The organism is Pediococcus parvulus (genome assembly GCF_007990205.1).
GTDB classification, from domain to species: Bacteria; Bacillota; Bacilli; order Lactobacillales; family Lactobacillaceae; genus Pediococcus; species Pediococcus parvulus.
Genome location: NZ_BJWE01000002.1, coordinates 60021 through 80626, shown reverse-complemented (window position 1 = coordinate 80626; position 20606 = coordinate 60021). Strand labels below are relative to the sequence as shown.

At 33.7% G+C, this 20606-nt stretch carries 19 protein-coding genes; 3 read left to right on the top strand and 16 right to left on the bottom strand.

Going from position 1 to position 20606, the window contains the following annotated elements; all coding sequences use genetic code 11:
• Positions 1–93: 93 nt before the first annotated feature.
• Positions 94–1836 (bottom strand): reverse transcriptase domain-containing protein, encoded by a 1743-nt coding sequence (locus tag PPA04_RS01210; RefSeq protein ID WP_147206670.1) that lies wholly within the window; start codon positions 1834–1836, stop codon positions 94–96.
• A gap of 1283 nt (positions 1837–3119) precedes the next feature.
• On the opposite strand from PPA04_RS01210, the gene PPA04_RS01205 reads away from it, so the two are divergent.
• The 3 genes from PPA04_RS01205 to PPA04_RS01195 all read left to right on the top strand — a co-directional run bounded on the left by PPA04_RS01205 (position 3120) and on the right by PPA04_RS01195 (position 5462).
• Positions 3120–3794: a helix-turn-helix domain-containing protein gene (locus tag PPA04_RS01205; protein ID WP_057782594.1), complete on the top strand. Its 675-nt coding sequence runs from the start codon at positions 3120–3122 to the stop codon at positions 3792–3794.
• Positions 3791–4684, top strand: coding sequence for an IS3 family transposase (locus PPA04_RS01200; protein WP_057782591.1), 894 nt, complete (start codon positions 3791–3793; stop codon positions 4682–4684). The genes PPA04_RS01205 and PPA04_RS01200 overlap by 4 nt, the downstream gene beginning before the upstream one ends.
• A 325-nt stretch (positions 4685–5009) precedes the next feature.
• Positions 5010–5462, top strand: a complete 453-nt coding sequence (locus tag PPA04_RS01195; protein ID WP_057782589.1) for a PIN-like domain-containing protein — start codon at positions 5010–5012, stop codon at positions 5460–5462.
• Between the two features lie 419 nt (positions 5463–5881).
• Here PPA04_RS01195 and PPA04_RS01190 read toward each other — a convergent pair whose 3' ends face one another.
• From PPA04_RS01190 to PPA04_RS01120, 15 genes are all read right to left on the bottom strand, one after another.
• Positions 5882–6910 (bottom strand): LCP family protein, encoded by a 1029-nt coding sequence (locus PPA04_RS01190; protein ID WP_057782587.1) that lies wholly within the window; start codon positions 6908–6910, stop codon positions 5882–5884.
• A gap of 125 nt (positions 6911–7035) precedes the next feature.
• Positions 7036–7881, bottom strand: a complete 846-nt coding sequence (gene rfbD, locus PPA04_RS01185) for a dTDP-4-dehydrorhamnose reductase (RefSeq protein ID WP_057782585.1) — start codon at positions 7879–7881, stop codon at positions 7036–7038.
• Between the two features lie 47 nt (positions 7882–7928).
• Positions 7929–8957, bottom strand: a complete 1029-nt coding sequence (rfbB, locus tag PPA04_RS01180; protein WP_057782583.1) for a dTDP-glucose 4,6-dehydratase — start codon at positions 8955–8957, stop codon at positions 7929–7931.
• Positions 8958–8971: 14 nt separating this feature from the next.
• Entirely contained in the window at positions 8972–9553 is a 582-nt protein-coding gene (rfbC, locus tag PPA04_RS01175) for a dTDP-4-dehydrorhamnose 3,5-epimerase (protein WP_057782581.1), read from the bottom strand.
• A complete protein-coding gene (gene rfbA / locus PPA04_RS01170) occupies positions 9553–10425 on the bottom strand; it encodes a glucose-1-phosphate thymidylyltransferase RfbA (RefSeq protein WP_057782579.1) in 873 nt (290 codons plus the stop codon). Before rfbA ends, rfbC begins: the two co-directional genes overlap by 1 nt.
• Positions 10426–10472: 47 nt before the next feature.
• Positions 10473–11897 (bottom strand): oligosaccharide flippase family protein, encoded by a 1425-nt coding sequence (locus PPA04_RS01165; protein WP_057782577.1) that lies wholly within the window; start codon positions 11895–11897, stop codon positions 10473–10475.
• On the bottom strand, positions 11890–13041 hold the full coding sequence (locus PPA04_RS01160) for a CDP-glycerol glycerophosphotransferase family protein (RefSeq protein WP_057782575.1): 1152 nt from the start codon (positions 13039–13041) through the stop codon (positions 11890–11892). The genes PPA04_RS01165 and PPA04_RS01160 overlap by 8 nt, the downstream gene beginning before the upstream one ends.
• Positions 13042–13050: 9 nt before the next feature.
• Positions 13051–14238 (bottom strand): hypothetical protein, encoded by a 1188-nt coding sequence (locus PPA04_RS01155; protein WP_057782573.1) that lies wholly within the window; start codon positions 14236–14238, stop codon positions 13051–13053.
• 13 nt (positions 14239–14251) lie between these two features.
• Positions 14252–15181: a glycosyltransferase gene (locus tag PPA04_RS01150; protein WP_057782570.1), complete on the bottom strand. Its 930-nt coding sequence runs from the start codon at positions 15179–15181 to the stop codon at positions 14252–14254.
• Positions 15174–16250 carry a glycosyltransferase gene (locus PPA04_RS01145; protein WP_057782568.1) on the bottom strand — a complete coding sequence of 359 codons (1077 nt, stop codon included), beginning with the start codon at positions 16248–16250 and terminating at the stop codon, positions 15174–15176. Before PPA04_RS01145 ends, PPA04_RS01150 begins: the two co-directional genes overlap by 8 nt.
• 402 nt (positions 16251–16652) lie before the next feature.
• A complete protein-coding gene (locus PPA04_RS01140) occupies positions 16653–17438 on the bottom strand; it encodes a glycosyltransferase (protein ID WP_057782566.1) in 786 nt (261 codons plus the stop codon).
• Positions 17439–17457: 19 nt separating this feature from the next.
• Positions 17458–18114 (bottom strand): sugar transferase, encoded by a 657-nt coding sequence (locus tag PPA04_RS01135; RefSeq protein WP_057782564.1) that lies wholly within the window; start codon positions 18112–18114, stop codon positions 17458–17460.
• A 9-nt stretch (positions 18115–18123) separates the two neighbouring features.
• Positions 18124–19059, bottom strand: a complete 936-nt coding sequence (locus tag PPA04_RS01130; protein WP_057782562.1) for an NAD-dependent epimerase/dehydratase family protein — start codon at positions 19057–19059, stop codon at positions 18124–18126.
• Between the two features lie 27 nt (positions 19060–19086).
• Positions 19087–19863, bottom strand: a complete 777-nt coding sequence (locus PPA04_RS01125) for a tyrosine-protein phosphatase (protein ID WP_057782599.1) — start codon at positions 19861–19863, stop codon at positions 19087–19089.
• The gene (locus tag PPA04_RS01120; RefSeq protein ID WP_057782560.1) at positions 19850–20605 is read right to left on the bottom strand and encodes a CpsD/CapB family tyrosine-protein kinase; all 756 of its coding nucleotides are present in this window, start codon (positions 20603–20605) and stop codon (positions 19850–19852) included. The genes PPA04_RS01125 and PPA04_RS01120 overlap by 14 nt, the downstream gene beginning before the upstream one ends.
• Position 20606 lies beyond the last annotated feature (1 nt).

Genomic DNA, 20606 nt, shown 5'->3' with positions numbered 1-20606 from the left:
CAGGCAATCCATATGGTCTCCAATAATATTGTCCCAACAATAGAATTTAACAAAAAAGCACCAATTTGAAGACCATCATTTTACATTGCTACACTATTTTAGATAATATTTTTTCATTAAAAAATCGCTGTTCAAAGCAAAATTAAAATCCAGCGCTGTGTTATTTGTAGCACTCTCTCTATTTTGGCCTTTTAAAACTATTCCAATAACAACAAGATCTTTTGTCAATATTGGTCCACCACTATTTCCTTCAAGTATAGTAGCGTCAGTGTTTATAAGTAATCTTTGTTTCAAGGGCATGAACAATTTTCCATCTTCAACCTCCCCTTTTTCTTTATCATAGTCTGGGTTAGGTTCAGAGAAGGTACTAGTTATTCTTCCACTTTTTTGATAAAGTCCTACTGTATTATTGTGATCAAGAATACTCGGAAAACCTACCACTTGTAACTTTTCATTTTCATATGGTGCAGTAGTTGGTTTTCTAAATCCACCTTCAAATTTATGATTAGTATAAATATGACAAAAGTCTAGATCTGTATTATATTCTATTTTTGTAATTTTATAACATTTTCTCTGGTTTTTTTTAAAAGAATCAAATTCCACTAATTGAGCATCATTTAACTCAGGCCCAACGTTTTTTCTCGAGCCTTGGACAAAAGTATGACTACAGCTATATATCTCACCGTTACATAAAAAAGCGGTTCCCGTAAATCGGTCAAAATCACCATTTTCTTTCTTAAAACTTACATACACTTGAAAAGTCGAATTTAATTTTTGAAATAATACTGGATTGGATATTTTTTGATCAAATTTGCTATTGTAAGGCCAATTAATACGATTAAACCGTTGCATCAACTTTCTGGAAACAGCTTCATCATCTTTTGGATCCTTTCTTATTTGATAAATATAAGATATCATTCCCTTAACAACATGTTCTGGTTCAATTTTCTTTCCTAGATGATTTTCGTTGCGATAATGACTCAAAAAAACCTTTTTTGCATCTTTATACTCATTCAGCTCGAAACTGTGCAATATTGCTCTCGTTAATCTTAAATAATTTTTTTGAACATTTATTTTCTTATTAATCAAAACTCCGGTTACATCTTGTCTCTGAAACCTTTTTCTAAGTCTGACCTTATTCTCATTAACTTTTAAACCCTTTTCTTTTAAAATTTGCTTTATAAGGTCAGACACATCTTTATTTCTGAACAAAGTTCGGGGTATAGTATTTCTAGATGAGAAAGTAATATCATCCACATATCTTGTATATAAACAATGATTTGATCTTGCAAGTGCCGTGAACTTTCTATCTATGCTATTCATTATAATATTAGAAAGAATCGGAGATGTAGGAGCGCCTTGGGGCAGAGCACCATCCAAACAAACTAACTTAGTTAATGTGTCACTAAGCTTTATATTGAATCTAAAAAATTTGTGAAACACACCGAATACAAGATTACTACGAATACTTGGAAAAAAGTTTTCAACATCAAGATTCAAAACCTCTCTTGAATTTACGTGAACTTGCGCATTTTTTCGGATGCCTCTTCCTTTTACAAAACCCATTGCACTTGGTGAAGGAGTATAAATAAGACCCAATGTATAGGCTAATTTCTTTTGTATCAATAGCAAGCCTACAATTGGTGCCTCCAGTATTCTAATTTCACCATTCTTTTTTTTTACTTGAAAGCTTTTATATTTTTTCCCCTTCGATACATAATAAGTTAATTGCGAATATTTAATAGACAAAAAAGACGCCAATTCGCGAGCCGACTTTAAATCGGGAAATTGACGCTTTATATCAGTATTATTTTTCGTCCAAAAGAGGTCTTTCATCTATTTTTCTTCCTCCGAAGTATTACGTTTTTCGTCCCCTACTGAGTAGTGATTCAGTTATAGGGAAACTCCTAAAACCATTTTGAAACCATACCGGACTAAATACTAACCTCTCAAAATGCAAAGCGATACGCTTTGCTAACTTTTACTGCTATAAGTATAACTGCTTGTTTTATTCTAGTCAATCATTGCTTACCTAATAATTTTCTCCCTGTCACTTAATAATTTCCGCCCACATGTTTAAACTTTCTCAACTAAAAAGAATAGTAGTTCCCACGTTATGAGTGAAACGGATAAATTTTTTTGTTGTTCAGCAAACTGACATGTGAAGAGATGATGTTATAACATTAAAATTCGAAGATTGAATCATTGTTTGTATTGATTCAGAACTCAAGGAAATGTACAAAGTGAACTCAATGCTATGGACTAGATGTGACTACCTTTATTCCTATGTCATTCAAATAAATTGAGCGTACCCATAGCTTACTCTTTACTCCAAACTATACTAAACAGTCATTGACTGATTTACGTACAGATTCGGTAACTACTCCAATGAAACTGGATGCTCATTTAACTGAGGATAAAAACTATGATGAAAATTGAGTCGGTTAAAACGTTCGCTCGTCAACTCAAAATCTATTAAAAGACACTACAGTAAGACTGCTTATGTGCACGCATTTATGGCCTTACGCGATGAAAATACTACAGCTCTAAAAGGCTTGCGTGATCTGCACATCAAAAACTTTTATTTACACGCGTCATAAGGATACTTTAACTTTAATATTAATCAAAATCAGTTGTCATAAAAGTTTATTAAATAAGTAAGTGTATTTATACTGGCTGTACTCAAGTTCAACAACATAAAAAATCACTTGCAACTGGCGTTTCTTTGCACTTATTTTACGTCTAATTATTAATCAGTATATGGTTAAAGGAAACGAGATTAAACTTTTCTCAATTGATTTTTGACAGCTGAACAAAAATCATTCCAAGTTATATAAACTTATTTTAGACTTTTTTTCCTATTTCCAAGTGTATCGACAGATACGAATCTTTAACAAGGGGTCTGGTTTTGAATGAAATTAGTCGTTTTTTCACGAAAAGCTATTGAATTCAATCGCCTATTCTCTGTCTAATTTCATAAAATATTTTGTCTCTAAATTGACATATATCTACGCATAAATATACTATTACCCACTTACAAAAAGTGTTTGCGATAATCCCTTTGTGGTTGTCAGATGAAATAATATAAATCATCTGATAAACATGGAGGGATTTTTATTATGCCTAGATCTAAATATACAGCATTGGAAAAACTAGCAATTCTAGAAGAGTTCAAGCAAGCCAATACATCTTATGCAGCATTTGCGAAAACATTTAACATTGGCGCAAAGTCGTTGAAGCGTTGGCAGACTCGGTATGAGCGTGATGGTATCGAAGGGCTTGAAGAAGCACGCCAAAATAATCATTACTCTAAAGAACTTAAACTAACAGCCGTTCTGGCGTACTTGGCTGGAGAAGGAACTCTTGAAGAACTAACAATTAAATTTGGTTTACATTCACATACACAACTACGTAACTGGATTTCTAGGTATAATAGGGATAAAACTGTGACGGTGTCACCGTCTAGAAAGCAGGTCCCTACTATGAGCCGTAAGACTACCTTTGAAGAACGGATTGAAGTTGTAGAGTATGTTACTAAGGACAAACACAGCTATTCTGAAGCTGCAGAACATTTTCAAGTATCTTATCAGCAAGCTAGATTGTGGGTACGCAAAGCTGAGTCCAACGGTTATCCAGCTTTAATGGATAATCGTGGACATCGAAAGCAACGAGATGAACTAACGGAAAATGAACAGTTAAAACTTGAAATTCGCCAGCTTAAGGTCCAGCTCAAAGAGAAAGAAATTATAGAGAAATTCGCAAAAAAATTGCAGGAACTTCAGCACAAGGGGTGAAAAAACAACATCGACTGGCCTATCAAGCAATTAAGGATGTCAGTCAAGAGGATCGGGGCTCGTTATCGGTACTTTTAAGCGTTATTGGTGTAAGCCGCCAGGCTTATTATAAGGGGCTCAACCGTGAAGAAACAATTTGGGAAGGCCACGATAAGAAACTCAAAGAACGTACCAAATATTGGTTTAATTTTCATCATCAGGGTATTGGTGCTGGAAATCTTCTGACTAATCTACAGCAAGACGAAGAAATTGACTTTTTAGTGACCTTTAAGATGGTGCGGCGGGTCATGCGAGAACTTGGTATTCATTGTCAAATTCGAAAGAAAAAACACAATCGTATCAAACAAAACGAGCAATATATTCAAGACAATTTACTGAACCAGAATTTTGAAGTTAGTGCACCAAACGAGGTTTGGTTGTCTGACTCAACAGAGCTTTCGTATGGCGTGAATGGTGAGTATAAAGTACGTTTAAGCGGCGTATTAGATCTCTATGGGCGTCGATTACTATCGTACAATCTCAGCGATACCGAGACTAGCTCAGCTGAAATACAAGTCTTTCAGCGGGCGTTCGTAGCCGCCGGTAACGTTCATCCACGCATTCATACAGATCGTGGGTCAGCTTATACATCAGGAGCGTTTAACAATTTTTTGAACCAATTTGAAGTAGAACGAAGCATGTCTCGGCCAGGCACACCATATGACAACGCTCCAATGGAACGTTGGTGGAATGAGTTTAAGCTTCGCTGGATGGATCGTCATCCAATGGCCAAGACGTATAAAGAGCTGGTGAAACTCGTTGAAGATGGAATTGAATATTTTAACCATCAAAATCGTTCGGCACAAAGAAATGGCCTCACTCCAGATGAATACTGGAATGAAGCCATTTAGGTAAAAACCAAAAATTTATATTATTTCAACTGTCAACTTGACAGGGCCTAGTGCAGTTATAGTTATGGGGCTATTAATAAATGGTCAGTACCAATTATATAATTAACCCCATTTATTATTTTCATTAGTATGTCGTCTAATACTTAAACATTTATAGATTAAATTCAAACTATATAAAATGGAGCATATGTTACTCATGAACGACTTAAGAATTGAAAAATATCTGTTTCAATCAAAATCTATCGATGATCTAATCAGTAATAATGCTATCTTCCTATTCGATTCTGCCTGTTTGTTATCTGCTTATCAATGAGAAACACCAATTTTGAATCAGGTTAAGCACATTCTCGTAAATCTTAATGAAGAAAAACGTCTAAAATTTTCTTTGCAAGTTATCAAACAATTCAGTATTGGTAGGCTAACACAAATTCAAGATCAAATTAGAACTATTGATCAGGAGATCAGTAGTTTAGACAGCACTCAATTTCTGGATAAACCAGCTTCGATTATTGAAAATACCAAAAGCTACCCAGATACCGTTGCAAAACACAAAAAGTTCTTACGTACACAAGAATCCTACAAAAATCAGTTAGTAAACATAAAGACTCAATTATCAGATTTAGTTCTTCACGACGACTTTGTTACTTTCTTGAATTCAATCACCAAAAATAATATTATCGATTTTTATTCGGATGAAAAATTAAATAAGTTGTACACGGAGGCAAACAAAAGGTACTTAAACGGCCTTCCTTTCGGAAACCAAAGTTCTGTGACTTAAGTGGCTACGAAGACTATATCATTTGGCATGATATCCTTTCGTTAAATCAGAACATCATTTTTGTCAGTGATACGATCAAAAAAGACTGGACAAACATCACTATTGATGGCCGAGTGTTATCTTCTAATACTTTTCTTACTCAAGAATTCTTTGAAAAACTAAAGGGCATTATTTCGCACAAATGACCACTAAAGAACTGATTGCACATTGGGAGCTCGACTAGTAAACGGCAAGTAACTGACCAACATTATACCTAATCAAAACAGTTTATAATCATCTCATCTAACCATTGTTGAGGTGATTTTTTTCACAAGTTTTTGCAATCTAGAAACACAAAAAAAGCACATTCATCAAAGTGAGTGTGCCATTCAAAACTTGCATCAATAGGATTTATAAATACTTGACTATATCAAACTTTATTAATTTCCAGCATTCACATTATCGTTCTCCACACTACTATTCGAAGTAGAGCTAGAAGAAACGTTCAATGCAATATTACCGGTTTTAGCATGTGCCAAACCAAGGTTAGAACGGTTAAAGTTTGTGACTCGTTGTAACTCACTCTTTGCCATGATTTCCATACTTTGACCATTAACAGTCTCGCCGGTTCCCTGAAGATGGGTTTGCGAAACTGTCTTTTTAGCCCCACGATAATTTTGTGCTAACGCGGATAAATCACTAAACGTCAAATCAGTTTTCATTGAAGCTGAAATAGAATCTAAGAAGTCCTTATTTAGTAAGGCTGAAATCGAACCGGACTTGCTCATAATCGCCATGATAACTTCTCGTTGCCGTGTTTGCCGCCCATAATCACCTTTAGGATCATCATAACGCATCCTTGAGTATGCCAAGGCCTTCTTTCCATTCATATGAACAGACTGGCCCTTAGTGAACTTATAACCCTCGTAACTAAAACTCAGAGTCGGTGTTAGTGTCACACCACCAACTTCATTAACAACCTTCTCCATGCCACCCATATTCATTAATGCATAGAAATCAACAGGTACATTTAACATTTCTTGCACCGTTTTGATTGCTGTACCAGCACTACCAAATGCATATGCTGCATTGATCTTCGAAGGTGATTCACTCTCATAACCTGGGATTGTAACACCTGTATCACGAGGAATACTTGTAATGGTTGTTTTGCTTGTTTTCGGGTTTAACGTAACAAGCATCATTGTATCTGTTCGGCCTTTATAAGAACGACCTAGGGCTCCTGTATCGGTTCCCATAATTAAAATTGAAATTGGACTCTTACTTTGAATCTCTGAATTGGCGTTTCGATACTTCTTGATACCCGCACTTTGGTATGTATTGTCTACTGCATGCTTCAAGTTATAATACTTACGAGCCGCATAAGCACCCACTGAAACCAAAAGAAGTAAAATAATTGTCAAAATTATGTTTCTTACCGTATGTCTTTTTCGTATATGTTCATGTCTCATGAGACGCCTCCTGAAATTAACTAATATCATTGTATGCTTTTAGCAAAAAAAATTCACTAAAAATTCAAAAACTTAACTTTTTTTATATGTATAAATAGCGAGGAATCTCACTATTGTGTTGAAAATTAATCAATGATTGACATCATTTGTTTTAATGCTTCTTGCCAGGTTGGAATCTTAAAACCAGTTGCCTTGGTTTTTTCTAAGGACATAACAGAATGTTCTGGACGATGTGCTTTTTGTGGATATTCTGCTGAACTGACTGGTTTGACCTCAGTCTTCGTATCTTTCAAAATTTCAGTGGCAAACTGAAACCAATTGGCTTGATTATCATTGCTCAAGTTATATGTGCCATAGGCAACTTTATGTTCAACCGCATAAACCATGAACTCAGCCAAAGTTCTTGTCCAAGTTGGTCGGCCTACTTGATCATCCACTACGGTGATCACATCATGTGTTTTAGCAAGATTCAACATAGTATACACAAAGTTCTTACCATACTTACCAAATACCCATGACGTACGAATAATATAGTACTTACTCATGGTATCGCGAACAGCCTTTTCACCAAGGCACTTAGTTCGACCATACTCATTTTGCGGATTCTGAGGATCCATCTCCTCATACATATCTGCATTTTTGCCATCAAAAACATAATCAGTACTGATATAAACTAGTGTTGCACCCACTGACTCTGCAGCAGTTGCCAGGTTTTGGGTACCAAGTACGTTAACCTTCTCATCAATTGATTTGCCTGGTTCTTCTTCGGCTGCATCAACTGCCGTATAAGCTGCACAGTGGAAAACCAACTCTGGCTTATTTGTTTCAAAATAATCATTTACCATCTGTTTATTGGTAATATCTAATTCTTTTGTATCCGTTGCGGCATAAGTAATGCCCTTTTCATCCAACAAATTACGTAGTTCTGTTCCTAATTGTCCATTGGCACCGGTAATCAAAATATTATTCATTATAATTTCTCCTCTATCAAAAAAACGGGTGATTAACCCGCTAACTGTTATTGGCCATTTTTTGCATACTTACTTTCAACAGCCTTTTTCTCATCTTTCCACCAATCTTCATGTTCGGTGTACCAATCAATGGTTGCCTGCAATCCCTTTGTGAAATCTGTAAATTCAGGTTTCCAACCAAGTTCAGTACGCAACTTAGTAGAATCAATTGCATAACGCATATCATGTCCTGGACGGTCCTTTACATGATCATAAGCATCGGCTGGTTGTCCCATTTGCTTTAAGATCATCTCAAGAACTGTCTTATTATCTTTTTCACCATCTGCGCCAATCAAATAGGTTTCACCAAGTTTGCCTTCATTAAGAATTAACCAAACTGCACGGGAATGATCATTTGTATGAATCCAGTCACGCACATTTTTACCTGACCCATATAACTTAGGACGAATACCACTTAGAATGTTAGTGATCTGACGAGGAATGAATTTTTCAATATGTTGATAAGGACCGTAATTATTGGAACAATTAGAGATCGTGGCTTTTAATCCAAACGATCTCACCCAAGCACGAACTAATAAATCTGAACTTGCCTTTGATGAAGAATAAGGACTACTTGGCTTGTATGGTGAATCGGGTGTGAATTTTTCTCCCACTCCCTCACCATGGCCTGGCAAATCCTCACGCAATGGTAAATCTCCAAATACTTCATCAGTTGAAATGTGATGGTAACGCACACCATATTTACGACAGGCTTCAATCAGCGTGTATGTGCCGATAATATTAGTTTGAATAAACGGACTGGGATCAATTAATGAGTTGTCATTATGGCTTTCAGCCGCATAGTGTACCACTGCATCAGTATTTTTAACCAGCTTATCCACTAATTCAGCATCCGCAACATCACCCACAACTAATTTTACGTGATCTGCAGGAAGGCCTGCTAAATTTGCCCGATTACCAGCATAAGTGAGCTTATCCAGGACTGTAATTTTAACATCAGGATGATTGTTAACTACATAGTGAACAAAGTTAGAGCCAATAAATCCTGCACCACCAGTTACAATAATATTCTTCATCTTAGCTGTCCTTCCTAAATTTCACCATAAACAAACGGATTATTCTTTTCAAACTCAGTAAATGTTGGTTGTTTAGCATCTTTTTCAGAAGTAATGGCCTGGTCAAAATCAATTGGCCATTTAATTCCTAACTCAGGAGTCTTGAATGAAAAGCCACCGTCTGCTTCCGCATTGTAGTAATTATCACACTTGTACAAGAAGTTAACATCATTAGTTAAGGTCACGAAACCATGGGCAAAGCCTTTAGGGACAAGCAACTGTCTGTGATTACTTGCAGAAATGATGTAGCCTTCCCATTGTTTATATGTAGGAGATCCTTTTCGAACATCAACAATTAAATCCAAAACAGCACCAGTAACGACTCGAATCAATTTTGTTTGTGCAGCTTTTCCACGTTGAAAATGCAGCCCTCGCAAAACACCAGCTTGACTTGAAAGTGACTGGTTATCTTGAATAAAATCAAAGTTGATCCCAGCTTCTTTAAAATCACGCTCAGAATAAGTTTCTGTAAAGAATCCTCGTTGATCACCAAAAACAGCTGGTTCAATAATTTTGACATCCTGTAAGTTTGTTGTTGTAATCTTTAACTTTCCCATTAGTTATCCTCCTGAATTAATCGTAACAGATATTGACCGTAATCATTTTTCTTCAATGGTTGTGCCAATTTGTAGACCTGGTTCTTATCAATATATCCCATGCGATAAGCAACCTCCTCTAGACAAGCTACTTTCAAGTTTTGTCGTTTTTCTACAGTCTCAATAAAACCAGACGCTTCGTGCAATGATTCATGCGTTCCAGTATCTAACCAGGCGTATCCACGTCCTAATAATTCGACGTCAAGCTGTCCACGTTTAAGATATTCTTTGTTAATATCTGTAATTTCTAATTCTCCTCGAGGAGATGGTTTTAAGTTTTTAGCAATCTCAACAACTTGATTATCATAGAAATATATTCCCGTCACTGCATAATTGCTGGCGGGATGTTCTGGTTTTTCTTCAATGGATTTAACATGATGATCTTTGTCAAATTCAACCACGCCAAAACGTTCAGGATCATTTACTTGATAACCAAAAACGGTTGCACCTTGACTTTTTTTAGCTGAACGTTGTACAAGTTCAGACAAGCCACTGCCATAATAAATGTTATCTCCCAAAATTAAGCAAACCGAATCGTCACCGATGAAATCAGCACCTAATACGAAGGCCTCGGCTAAACCGTTGGGTTTTTCTTGTACCTTATAAGAAATATTAATTCCAAATTGTGAACCATCTCCCAACAACTCTTTAAATCTAGGCGTATCACGTGGTGTTGAAATTAATAAAATATCATGAATGCCTGCTAACATCATTGTTGATAGTGGATAGTAGATCATTGGTTTATCATAAATTGGAACTAATTGTTTTGAAATTGCTTCTGTGATTGGATACAAACGCGTACCTGAACCACCTGCTAAGATTATACCCTTCATAGAAATCTTCCTCCGATTTTAACTTATTATTAATTTAAGATTCACATTTATTTTTTTAAAATTAAATTTATTCCTCGCGAAACTATTTTATCCTTCACTACTAATAAAATCAGCAAAAACAATCCAATTCCGACCAAAGAGTTTAACAGCATCGCAACGACTGTGGGATAAACATTAAAATTAAAATAATGCATTAATGTCAACACTACAATAAAAGAAAACACTTGTTTCCACTCATCATGAATAATATTTGTAAAGCTTACATATTGATTTACCAGAACAATTCGTAAAAAGCACACAATAAATTCAGTAATTACAAGTATCCATGTGCCGCCTAACGAACCAAACTTTCCATCCAATAAAGCATTAAAAGTTAAGCTAAAAATTGCACCAACAATATAAGGAATTGTATAAATTCTATATAGACCTTTTGCCAAAGCAAATTGTAATGAAAATACGCTACCATATGAAATAAATACCACAATTAGGCTTACAAGATACATGTTCTTTCTCATAACCACAAAAGAATTCCCAAAGAAAAACGGCACAAAGACTTGAGTATTTATCATCATTAGCAAACAAAATATTAAAGCCACAAACAATGTGATGTTTAATGAAAAATAAAACATTTTCATTAATTTATCACTATTATTGCCCTTATCTAAATTGGCCATTTTGGGCATAAGGACCGTACTAGTAGATGTAAGCATCGCTAATAATATTCTTGCAATTTTTTGTGACTGATCATAAAACGCTAGCTGTCTAGCTCCCGCTAGCGTTCCAACCAAGGCACTATCAAGATTTGTATATAATTGAGCAGCTACCAGTGGTATTGATAAAAATAATAAAGGTTTAAAAAAACGAAAACCAAATTTTTTCCAATTTAATTTTTTTAAATAGACACCAGTCTTGTGTATATCAATTAAAAAAACAAAATTTGCAAGCAACATTCCCAAACTATTAATTAAAACATATTTCCATAAATCTCCTCTACCTCTTATAAAAATGAAAATAAAGACGAGTGAACAAATTTTCACTATTGCATTCCGTAACACAACCTTCTTCACATTACTTATTCCAATATAAAACCACGAAATATCTAGTCCATATCCAATTAAGAAAGGTAACTCTAAAATTAAAAAGAATTTATAGGGCAATAAAAAAGAACTAAGAATTATGTATAATACAACCAAAAAAAAGCCAAAGAACAGCTGTGTCCCCCATAAATCTCTGAAGCTTTCCGAAAGCTTATCCTTATTTGTTCTGGCAATAGTTCTGACCCCAAACTGATTAAGACCCAAAAGCATAAAATTACCAACAAAAGCTGCGATTGCTCCTACATAACCATTTATTCCCAAGGCAGTAGGTCCTAATACTCTAGCTAAAAAAGGTGTTGTAATTATGGGAACAAGAATTAACAAAAGTTGGTAAAGGGCGTTATAAAGTAAGTTAGAATCAATCTTTTTAACCATTATCTATTCCAACCTTCTTCGAAATAATATTTGTTGAATCCTTAACTGAATACTGATTTATTCTATTTTTTAGAGTTTCTCGTTTATAACTATATTTCTCTAACTCATTTTTATTTATAATTAGTTGTATAACCTTTTCAATGTTAAATACAATTGGACCAGCAGATTCTTCATCAAAATTTTGTTCGTACAAACCTCGATCATTATTTAAATAATCAAGCCCGTCAAATAAGAAGTGAACGATAGGTCTATCTAGATACAAATAATCGGCATAGACACTTGAAAAATCCGTTATCAATATATCAGTTATTTTCAATAATTTTTGGGTATCCACTTTATCATCCACATGTATTATGACACTGGTATTCTGCTCATTTGCCATCTTTTTATATTTATGATGATGTGGTTTTTCTAGAACTACTATATTATTTTTTTCCAACATCAAAAGTAAATTTTTATCCATATTTGCAAATTCAAATGTTTTATCTGAATTATCTCGGAATGTTGGTAAATATGTTACAATCCTTTTATTATCTGCTATGTTCAATTTTTTTCTAAGTTCACTATTTTCATATAGAGCTAAATTTCTCGGTTGTCCAGTTTCAATAATTTTTTTTCTATCAATTCCATAATTTCTAAAAGCACTTAATAAACGTGTTGTCATTACTTCAGAGGTAGAAAGATAGAACGAATAAAATTCAAAAGCTTTATTCCCTTCATTAGAAGCTCCTCGCATGTCTGCTCCAATTCTTTTGAATGGAAAACCATGCCACAATTGTATGATTATCATATCTTTATTAGGTACAAATCTACCCAAATCTGCCGTTCCATTACTTACAAATCCATATTTTGCCTTAGCAATAAATACAAGACTTTTTAAAGAATTAATTTTGCAGAACTTTACTCTTCCACTAAAACTACTCTCAACTTGTTTTTTTAGATTACTTTTGCCAATCCAAACAAATTTATACGTTTTAGAGTAATCCTTAGTTAAAAGGTCTTTTAAATAATAGAAGGAGTTATCGGCTAATTTGTCACCCCACCAGGCACCTAATACAATCATTTTTGGATCTTTTTTAAAAAATCCACTAAAAAAAAACATTATCGGTCTGATAACTTTAGCAAAATTACGTAAAAAAAACATAGAACTTCCTCAAACTTTCTTATTAATCCGAATTATTTTCAAGAACTTCAAGACAAAAGGTAACACTAACAGCATTGAAACTCCAGAGTAAACCAGCATATTAGAAAAAATCAAAAGACAATATATCGAATTTAAAATTGCAATTCCAATAGTTGCAAATTCAGGTGTAAAGGCAGACAGTAACTTTATATAAATAAGCTCAAAAAGAAATATACCAGTTGCAAAGAAAAACAACCCTAGCCATCCAAGTAAAATATAACTTTCTCTATAAGCTGTGCCTACGGTTAGCGTACTATTCACCTGTGTCATTAAAGAACTAGCTTTTTTCTCATTTGCATAATTTGGATAAACTCGTTTACTAAAAAAATCCATCATAAATTGTGTAATAAAGAATTTTCTTGTGTTTTGTTCTGTGATATCTCCATAAGAATCAACCGTTTTTTGTAGGTTCGCAACTGGTGAGGCCGCATAAACATAAGTCCAATAAAGGGGTGATAAGTTAACTTTCTCAAGAATATCAGTATTTATACCACCAACCTGCTTAATTAATGTGGAATCTTCAATATTTTTAATTCCACTAGTATTTTCAACTTGGTTATTTAGTCTATAGTTTCCACTAATACCAAATACATAGACACTGAAAACACCTATAAAAAAAATTGTTATTCCTTTTTTTAAATTAATTTTTTTTGTATATACATAACACCAAACCGCTATCAAAATCTCGATTAAAAACGTTCCTCTAGACAAGGCAACAACTGGAGGAATAAAAAAAAGAATGGCAAGAAATAACGTCTCAGCCCGTTCGTCTACTAAATAGGTATTAAAAGTTAATATAAATAAGGATTCTGAAAATAAAATTAAAAACGGATGTAAAATAGGCATTCCATACGTTGAATAATCAACTTGACCTAGTAAAGGGAACCCCCCACTATATATTCCATCAATTATCGTCACAAAAAATACAAATACCAAGCAATATTTTATAATTTTTATTGATATATTTATTTTGCCTTTTGTCAACATTTTTATTTTTTCTTTTTGTAGAAATCCTATAAATAAAGCAACGAATATAGTACTTAACAAAAAAAACAAAAGTTTACCCGATATTGATGGAAAGTATATAGACCAATGCAGAAGATTTAATACTAAAGCAAACAAAAAAAATACTGAATACAATGTTAATGGATTAATCAATATCACACCTCATTCATGCAAACAAAAGAATGTAAATTATGAAACTTTGGATACGATTTACACCAAGTATCCTGAATTTTATCATCTTAAAAATGTTTAACAATGTTCTGTGCTTCATCATTAATAACATCTCCATTAGAGTTTTCTCCTGAGACACATTCACTGCTTTTCCTATACTGCTTTTTAACAATGCTTTACAAAAATCAACTTTTTTTCTTTGAATGATTTTTTTATTTTTTATCAAAGAACAAATTCTTAAAGCTCTTGCACGTAATGTTTTTGTTTTTACATTTTGGGTAACGTTATTATTATGAATTCTGTGGTTCATAGTCACATTTGATATGTACTCAACAGATCCAATTAGTGCAGCTAAATTTGCTATCCAGTTATCATGATTATCTGCAGACTTAGGAATACTCTTTGCAATCTTATTTAAATTCTGATTTATCCCCACAGTGCATCCCATTATCCAGTTTTGAACTAATAATCCATGCAAGTTTTTCAAGAAATATGTTTCATCATTATATCTAATTCTTTCTTTTCCTGATCCAAAAACAGAATAATTCGTGTAAACCATTCTATATTTCGACTCCATCTTTTGCAAACAATTTAAAGAAACTGCCAATTTGTCAACATTCCAAACATCATCCTGATCAGAAAAAAATATATAATCATAATTTTTCACTTTTTCTAGGTTCATTAAAAATTCAAAATTTTTTAATTGACCATGTTCCTCAGTTTTGTTTTGCAAGATGCTAATTCTTTTATCAAGACTCTCTCTTTGCTTTAAAATTTCCATTGTGTGATCATTCGAATAATCATCTCTTATTATAAGATCGAAATCTTTAAATGACTGATTTAATATAGAATCAATTTGAGCACCTATGTACTTTTCACCATTGTACGCAGCCAACAAAATTACTGCTCTTTTTTCTCTACTCACTAGGGTCTCTCCTTAAAATATATTCCAGCAAATCATTATCATTATTTGTTTTTTTACATTCACTTGTTTGCTTTTTTTTTAAAGAACCTTTTAAGTATTTGCTCATCAGATCTACCAACTGACTATTATTTTGTGCATCAAAATAATATGCATTTGAATAATTTCCAAGCACCTCATGTGCATACTCTAAATTTGCTGCAAATATGATGGTTCCAACCTCTTTAGCCTCTGCCAAAGGCAACCCAAATGTCTCCATTCTGGACGGAAAAATTAGTACTGATTGCGCATACCTCCTAAAGACTTCTTCACGAGATATATGCCCCAAAAAATACACGTTTTTTAAAGAAACATATTTCTTTTCGAATTCGTTTTTTTCACCAGTAAGAAAGACAGAAAAATTTTGTTTTTCTATTTTATTCAACTCTTTTACAGCCCGAAAAATCACTTGATGATTTTTATAAGATCTAATATTTGCTGGATAAAAGAAACTATTTGTTAATTTCACTTTTTGAGATTTTTCTCTTTCAAAACCTTTTGGTTTAATTATTTTCACCTTTGTTGAAGTTGCAATTTTTTCTCTAATAATTTCTCGCTTCATCCAACCTGTTTGAACTATAATTTCTGGCTGAGTTTTCTTTAAAGTCCAGTTTATAAATTTACCGATAATTTTTTGATGAACTGCCAGATTTCTCTCACTTTTTTTAAAGAAAGAAAAACTGATCTCCCTTTGATATGAAAGTGGCTGATGCAAATAAACTATTTTTCTTCGACTTGCCACACCAATCGTCATAGTGTTTTGTAATGATAAGTAAACATCAGGTTTTAAGAGATTTATAACTTTTTTTCCTGTAATAATTTCAAAAGTTAATCTTTTCAACCAATTAGTTTTTATCTCTGGAAACGTCAAAATTTTCACATTATCAGTTTCTTCAAAATATGATCCTGATAACAAAAATACCCACTCGTTTTTACTATCATTTTTAACTACTTTTTTATAGAAGTCTTCTAATATTGAAAAAACTCCTCCACCATCAGGAACCGCAACAATGTCATTCACTACTATTTTCATTTAAAATCTTCCCTATTCTTTCCAGCTAAATGTACAAACAATTCGAACTACAAAGCTCAAATTTTAAAATTGAATATATCAGATATTATTCTAGTCTCCAATTTTATACCGGAATCACAATTTATCAACCTCATAATACATCATCTTAATGAATACCATTAATTATAAAAAAAATAATAATCCTTGACATTACTATTTGTTCTTAAATTTTCTACAATTTGTTACACTGAATTTTTATTTAGATATTATCATTTAATTTTTAATAATATTTCTATTTTTCAGAAAAGGTATACCTTACCTCGCTAAAATAAAAAAAGCAATTGTGTTATTGCTAAAAAATATTGAAAGATACGTATAACAGTATTGCTTCTACACCAGCTCTATAAGTACTTATACAAATAATCAATACCACTTCCATCCCCACTTGTTAAAGTATTTTAACATACTCTCAATGGATATAAGAATATACTTTATTTTTTTGTGACTTGCTCTTTGCCATTCATGGGTGACAGCACTGGTCGGAAAAAAAACTGCGTCACTAATCCTATTCACTTTGCGAGTAATATCCGCATCTTCCATATACATGAAATAACGTTCATCAAATCCATTTATCTTTTTAAAAATGCTCGTCCTAAACATCATAAAAGAACCACTTGCATAATCTATATGACCAATTTTATTATATCCGGAATCTAACCGATAGAACCATTCCTGTCTTTTTTTAAAAAAATTAGGTGAAACAAACCTAATGAACAAATCAAAAATTGTGGGATTATACTTATAAAGTCTCTGAATTGAGCCATCCTCATTTAAAATGAGTGGAGATAATAGTCCAACATTCCTGTTTTTTTCTAAATAATTGATCATTTTTTCTATTTCTTTAAAAGAGGAAATCTGGATATCTGGATTAAGTACAATGTGATATGAAGACTTCAAAAAAGAAATGATACTATTGTGTCCAGAGCCGAAACCTAAATTTTCTTTTTTATCAAAAAAAACAATATTTTTATTATTTTTTTTGATTTTTTTTACTAACATTTGCGTTTGATCAGTAGATCCATTATCAATAATATACAATTTGTATGAAATATTTCCATTTAATATTTCAGTTAGATTACTAATTAGCTTTTCTATTTTTTTTTCATTATTGAATGTAACGATACTCAAACTAAGACAATCATTATGCATAAATTTTACTCCATCTTTTTTAACGGGCACCATCACCTGTAACCACGATTTTGATAGTATCAATAAAAATTTGGCAATCCATTTTCAATCCAATATTATCAATATAATGCTGATCAAGTTGTGATTTTTTGCCAGGATCAATATCATAACCACCATGTACTTGTGCATAACCACTTAGACCTGGTTTAATTCTTAGACGTTGTTCAAATCCTGGATATTCGTGTGAAAATTCTTCCGTAAATTGTGGCCTTTCTGGGCGTGGCCCAATTAAACTCATATCTCCCTTAATCACCGACAAGAGTTGCGGAAGCTCATCTATTCGTGTTTTTCGCATAAAATGCCCTACTTTAGTTATTCGATCATCATTTTTTTTTGCCCAAATAGCCCCAGATTTACTTTCAGCATTAGAATACATTGATCGCAACTTAGTTACCACGATTGGTTTGCCCATCAAGCCCACTCTTTTTTGACTATAAAAGCACTTGCCTGGTGTTTCCCACCTTACTAAAATCATGAAAACCAGGATTACTACTGAACTGGGTATGAATAATAAAGTTCCAAAAACAATATCAAACAAACGCTTTAATGGTAAATATTTAGTTCTTACTGGTTCACTTATTTTTTCGACAAAACTGTTATTAATCGTAGTTGTATAATTTTTTAAATTTTCTCCCATGGTTTTCCCCTAATCTTTCAATGACTCCCAATACAATTTCAAGCCCTTAGAAATATCAAATATCGGTTTATACCCGACTTCCATCAGTTTATCAATATCAGCATATGAATTTTTTATATCCCCAACTCTTTGAGGTCGGTTAACAATCCTAAGTGAAACTCCAGCAATGATTTCATAGGCGTTTATCACTTGCAAAAGTGACACATGTTCACCGGATCCCACATTAAATACCTGATGAACAATCTCACTTTCTTTTGTCAAAAGGACAATTGCTTGAACAACATCATCTACAAAAACAAAATCCCTCGTCTGTGTTCCGTCACCAAATATAGTAAAAGTTGATCGGTGTATAATAGCCTGTGAAATCAGAGAAAGCACGCCTGAATATGGTGATTTAGGATTCTGTCTTGGCCCATAAACATTAAAGAATCTTACTGCCACAGTTGGAATTCCATAAAGCTTGCCACAATCAATCACAAATCGCTCTGTAGAAAATTTATCAATTGCATAAGGTGTCAGTGGGTCTACAATGGAATTCTCCTTTTTTGGTAATTCTGAGTTACTTCCATAAATTGCCGCTGAAGAAGAAAAAAGTAACTTTTTGATTTTTAAATGATACTTCCTAATTATTTCTAATATGTATATATTAGCCTCTTGATTAATCTGATGTGTTTCATAAGGTCTCTCTACTGAATCTGCAACACTTGCAACTGCTGCTAGCAAATAAATATAATCGAATTTTTCTCTTAACAATAGTTCCTTCATAAACTCATGATTGGTAATACTTTTTTGATAAAACTTTATCTGCTGACTTTTGGGTAGATTCGTAGCCAAGCCCATTGATAGATCATCAACCACTATAACTTGGTCACCACCTGTTATTAAATTATCAACCAAATTTGATCCAATAAATCCGGCCCCACCAGTTACCAAAACTTTACTCATTGATTTGTCCTCCAAACAACCTGTGTATTAAAAAAACCAAAACTTCTTCTTTTTATCATGAACATGATGAATCTCTCCCAAGATCACATCATCCCCATTAATAATTCCTTTTGCATTTTCTTGATAAATCTCAACAAACCGTTTACTTTTATTTTTTTCGAGTTTTTCAAATGCTTGTGTCATCTTAAAGTTTCGTCCCTTAAGATTATGGGCATCTGAGGCAAACACAAATCCCAACCCAGCATCAATAATTTGTTCAGTAAACTTCTGAACGTGTTCTCCAAACACCCCAACGTAACTACTAGCAGTCAACTGAGTTAAACAGCCTTGAGAAACAAACTCATATAGTTTGTCCGGATCCTGCATAAATCCCTGATTACGTTCTGGATGAACCAAAACCGGTGTGATTCCACGCGTTTGTAAAGCAAACAACATCTTTTCCGTATATTCAGGCACTTCGTTATGCGGTAACTCTAAAATCAAATAACGATTGCTCTCATCTGCAAACAAAATATCATCACGATCAATGGCCTGTATCAATTCACCAGTAATGTGCACTTCTTGTCCAGGAAAAACTGTCAATCTGATCTGATTACGATCCAATGCTTCCTGAAAAGTCCTTGTTTTTTCAACAACATCTGCTTTATGGTTTAAGTAATCGCCATCCATATGATGCGGTGTCAATAACATGTGCGTGATGCCTTGTTCAACTGCTACTTTTGCCAGCTTTAACGAGGTCTCTATGTCAGGAGAGCCATCATCGATACCAGGCAAAATATGACAATGCAAATCAATCATCTTTATCATCTACTCCATAATAACCGCCGTAATCGCCACCATAGTAACCACCGTAGTAACCTGGAGCTTTGTCGGCCTTGAAACGATTCATAACCGTTCCTAGCAACTTGGCATGGACCGTTTTTAGCTGTTCAACTGCATGCGTAACGCTACCTTTTTCCGCAATTCCTTGAGGAACTACCAGAACCACGCCATCTACCTTGCTAGCCAATAATTGCGCGTCAGTTACCGTGTTAATCGGTGGGGCATCAACAATAATCATGTCATATTCTGAAGCTAAGCGTTCTAACAACGTACTAATATGGTGTGAATCTAAAAGTTCTGCCGGATTAGGTGGCACTGGTCCACTGCTAATCACACTTAAATTAGGAATATCAGTCTTTTGAATAATTTCTTCATATACTGCATTATTCGTTAAATAACTTGATAAGCCAGCTGCATTCAACAAATTAAAAGTCCGATGCGCCGTTGGTCGTCGTAAATCGGCATCAACCAGAACAACTTTTTGCTTTTGTTTAGCCCATACAACTGCTAAATTTGAACTAACTGTAGATTTTCCTTCTGAAGGTTCCGAAGACGTAATCACAATCGACTGTAGCTTTTTTTCGGCTGAAGAAAATTGAACGTTTGTTCTAACCGTTCGAAATTGTTCAGACACGACGGAATTTGGATCTGTAACGGTAACTAACCCAACACCACGTTTTAAGCTTTCATTGTCTAATTTACGTTTTTTTCTAAATAATGGCATT

Bases quoted from the DNA above. Each gene is read 5' to 3' on its own strand.
- PPA04_RS01210 (WP_147206670.1), bottom strand. From the start codon at position 1,836: ATGAAAGACCTCTTTTGGACGAAAAATAATACTGATATAAAGCGTCAA.
- PPA04_RS01205 (WP_057782594.1), top strand. From the start codon at position 3,120: ATGCCTAGATCTAAATATACAGCATTGGAAAAACTAGCAATTCTAGAA.
- PPA04_RS01190 (WP_057782587.1), bottom strand. From the start codon at position 6,910: ATGAGACATGAACATATACGAAAAAGACATACGGTAAGAAACATAATT.
- rfbD (WP_057782585.1), bottom strand. From the start codon at position 7,881: ATGAATAATATTTTGATTACCGGTGCCAATGGACAATTAGGAACAGAA.
- rfbB (WP_057782583.1), bottom strand. From the start codon at position 8,957: ATGAAGAATATTATTGTAACTGGTGGTGCAGGATTTATTGGCTCTAAC.
- rfbC (WP_057782581.1), bottom strand. From the start codon at position 9,553: ATGGGAAAGTTAAAGATTACAACAACAAACTTACAGGATGTCAAAATT.
- rfbA (WP_057782579.1), bottom strand. From the start codon at position 10,425: ATGAAGGGTATAATCTTAGCAGGTGGTTCAGGTACGCGTTTGTATCCA.
- PPA04_RS01165 (WP_057782577.1), bottom strand. From the start codon at position 11,897: ATGGTTAAAAAGATTGATTCTAACTTACTTTATAACGCCCTTTACCAA.
- PPA04_RS01160 (WP_057782575.1), bottom strand. From the start codon at position 13,041: ATGTTTTTTTTACGTAATTTTGCTAAAGTTATCAGACCGATAATGTTT.
- PPA04_RS01145 (WP_057782568.1), bottom strand. From the start codon at position 16,250: ATGAAAATAGTAGTGAATGACATTGTTGCGGTTCCTGATGGTGGAGGA.
- PPA04_RS01140 (WP_057782566.1), bottom strand. From the start codon at position 17,438: ATGCATAATGATTGTCTTAGTTTGAGTATCGTTACATTCAATAATGAA.
- PPA04_RS01135 (WP_057782564.1), bottom strand. From the start codon at position 18,114: ATGGGAGAAAATTTAAAAAATTATACAACTACGATTAATAACAGTTTT.
- PPA04_RS01130 (WP_057782562.1), bottom strand. From the start codon at position 19,059: ATGAGTAAAGTTTTGGTAACTGGTGGGGCCGGATTTATTGGATCAAAT.
- PPA04_RS01120 (WP_057782560.1), bottom strand. From the start codon at position 20,605: ATGCCATTATTTAGAAAAAAACGTAAATTAGACAATGAAAGCTTAAAA.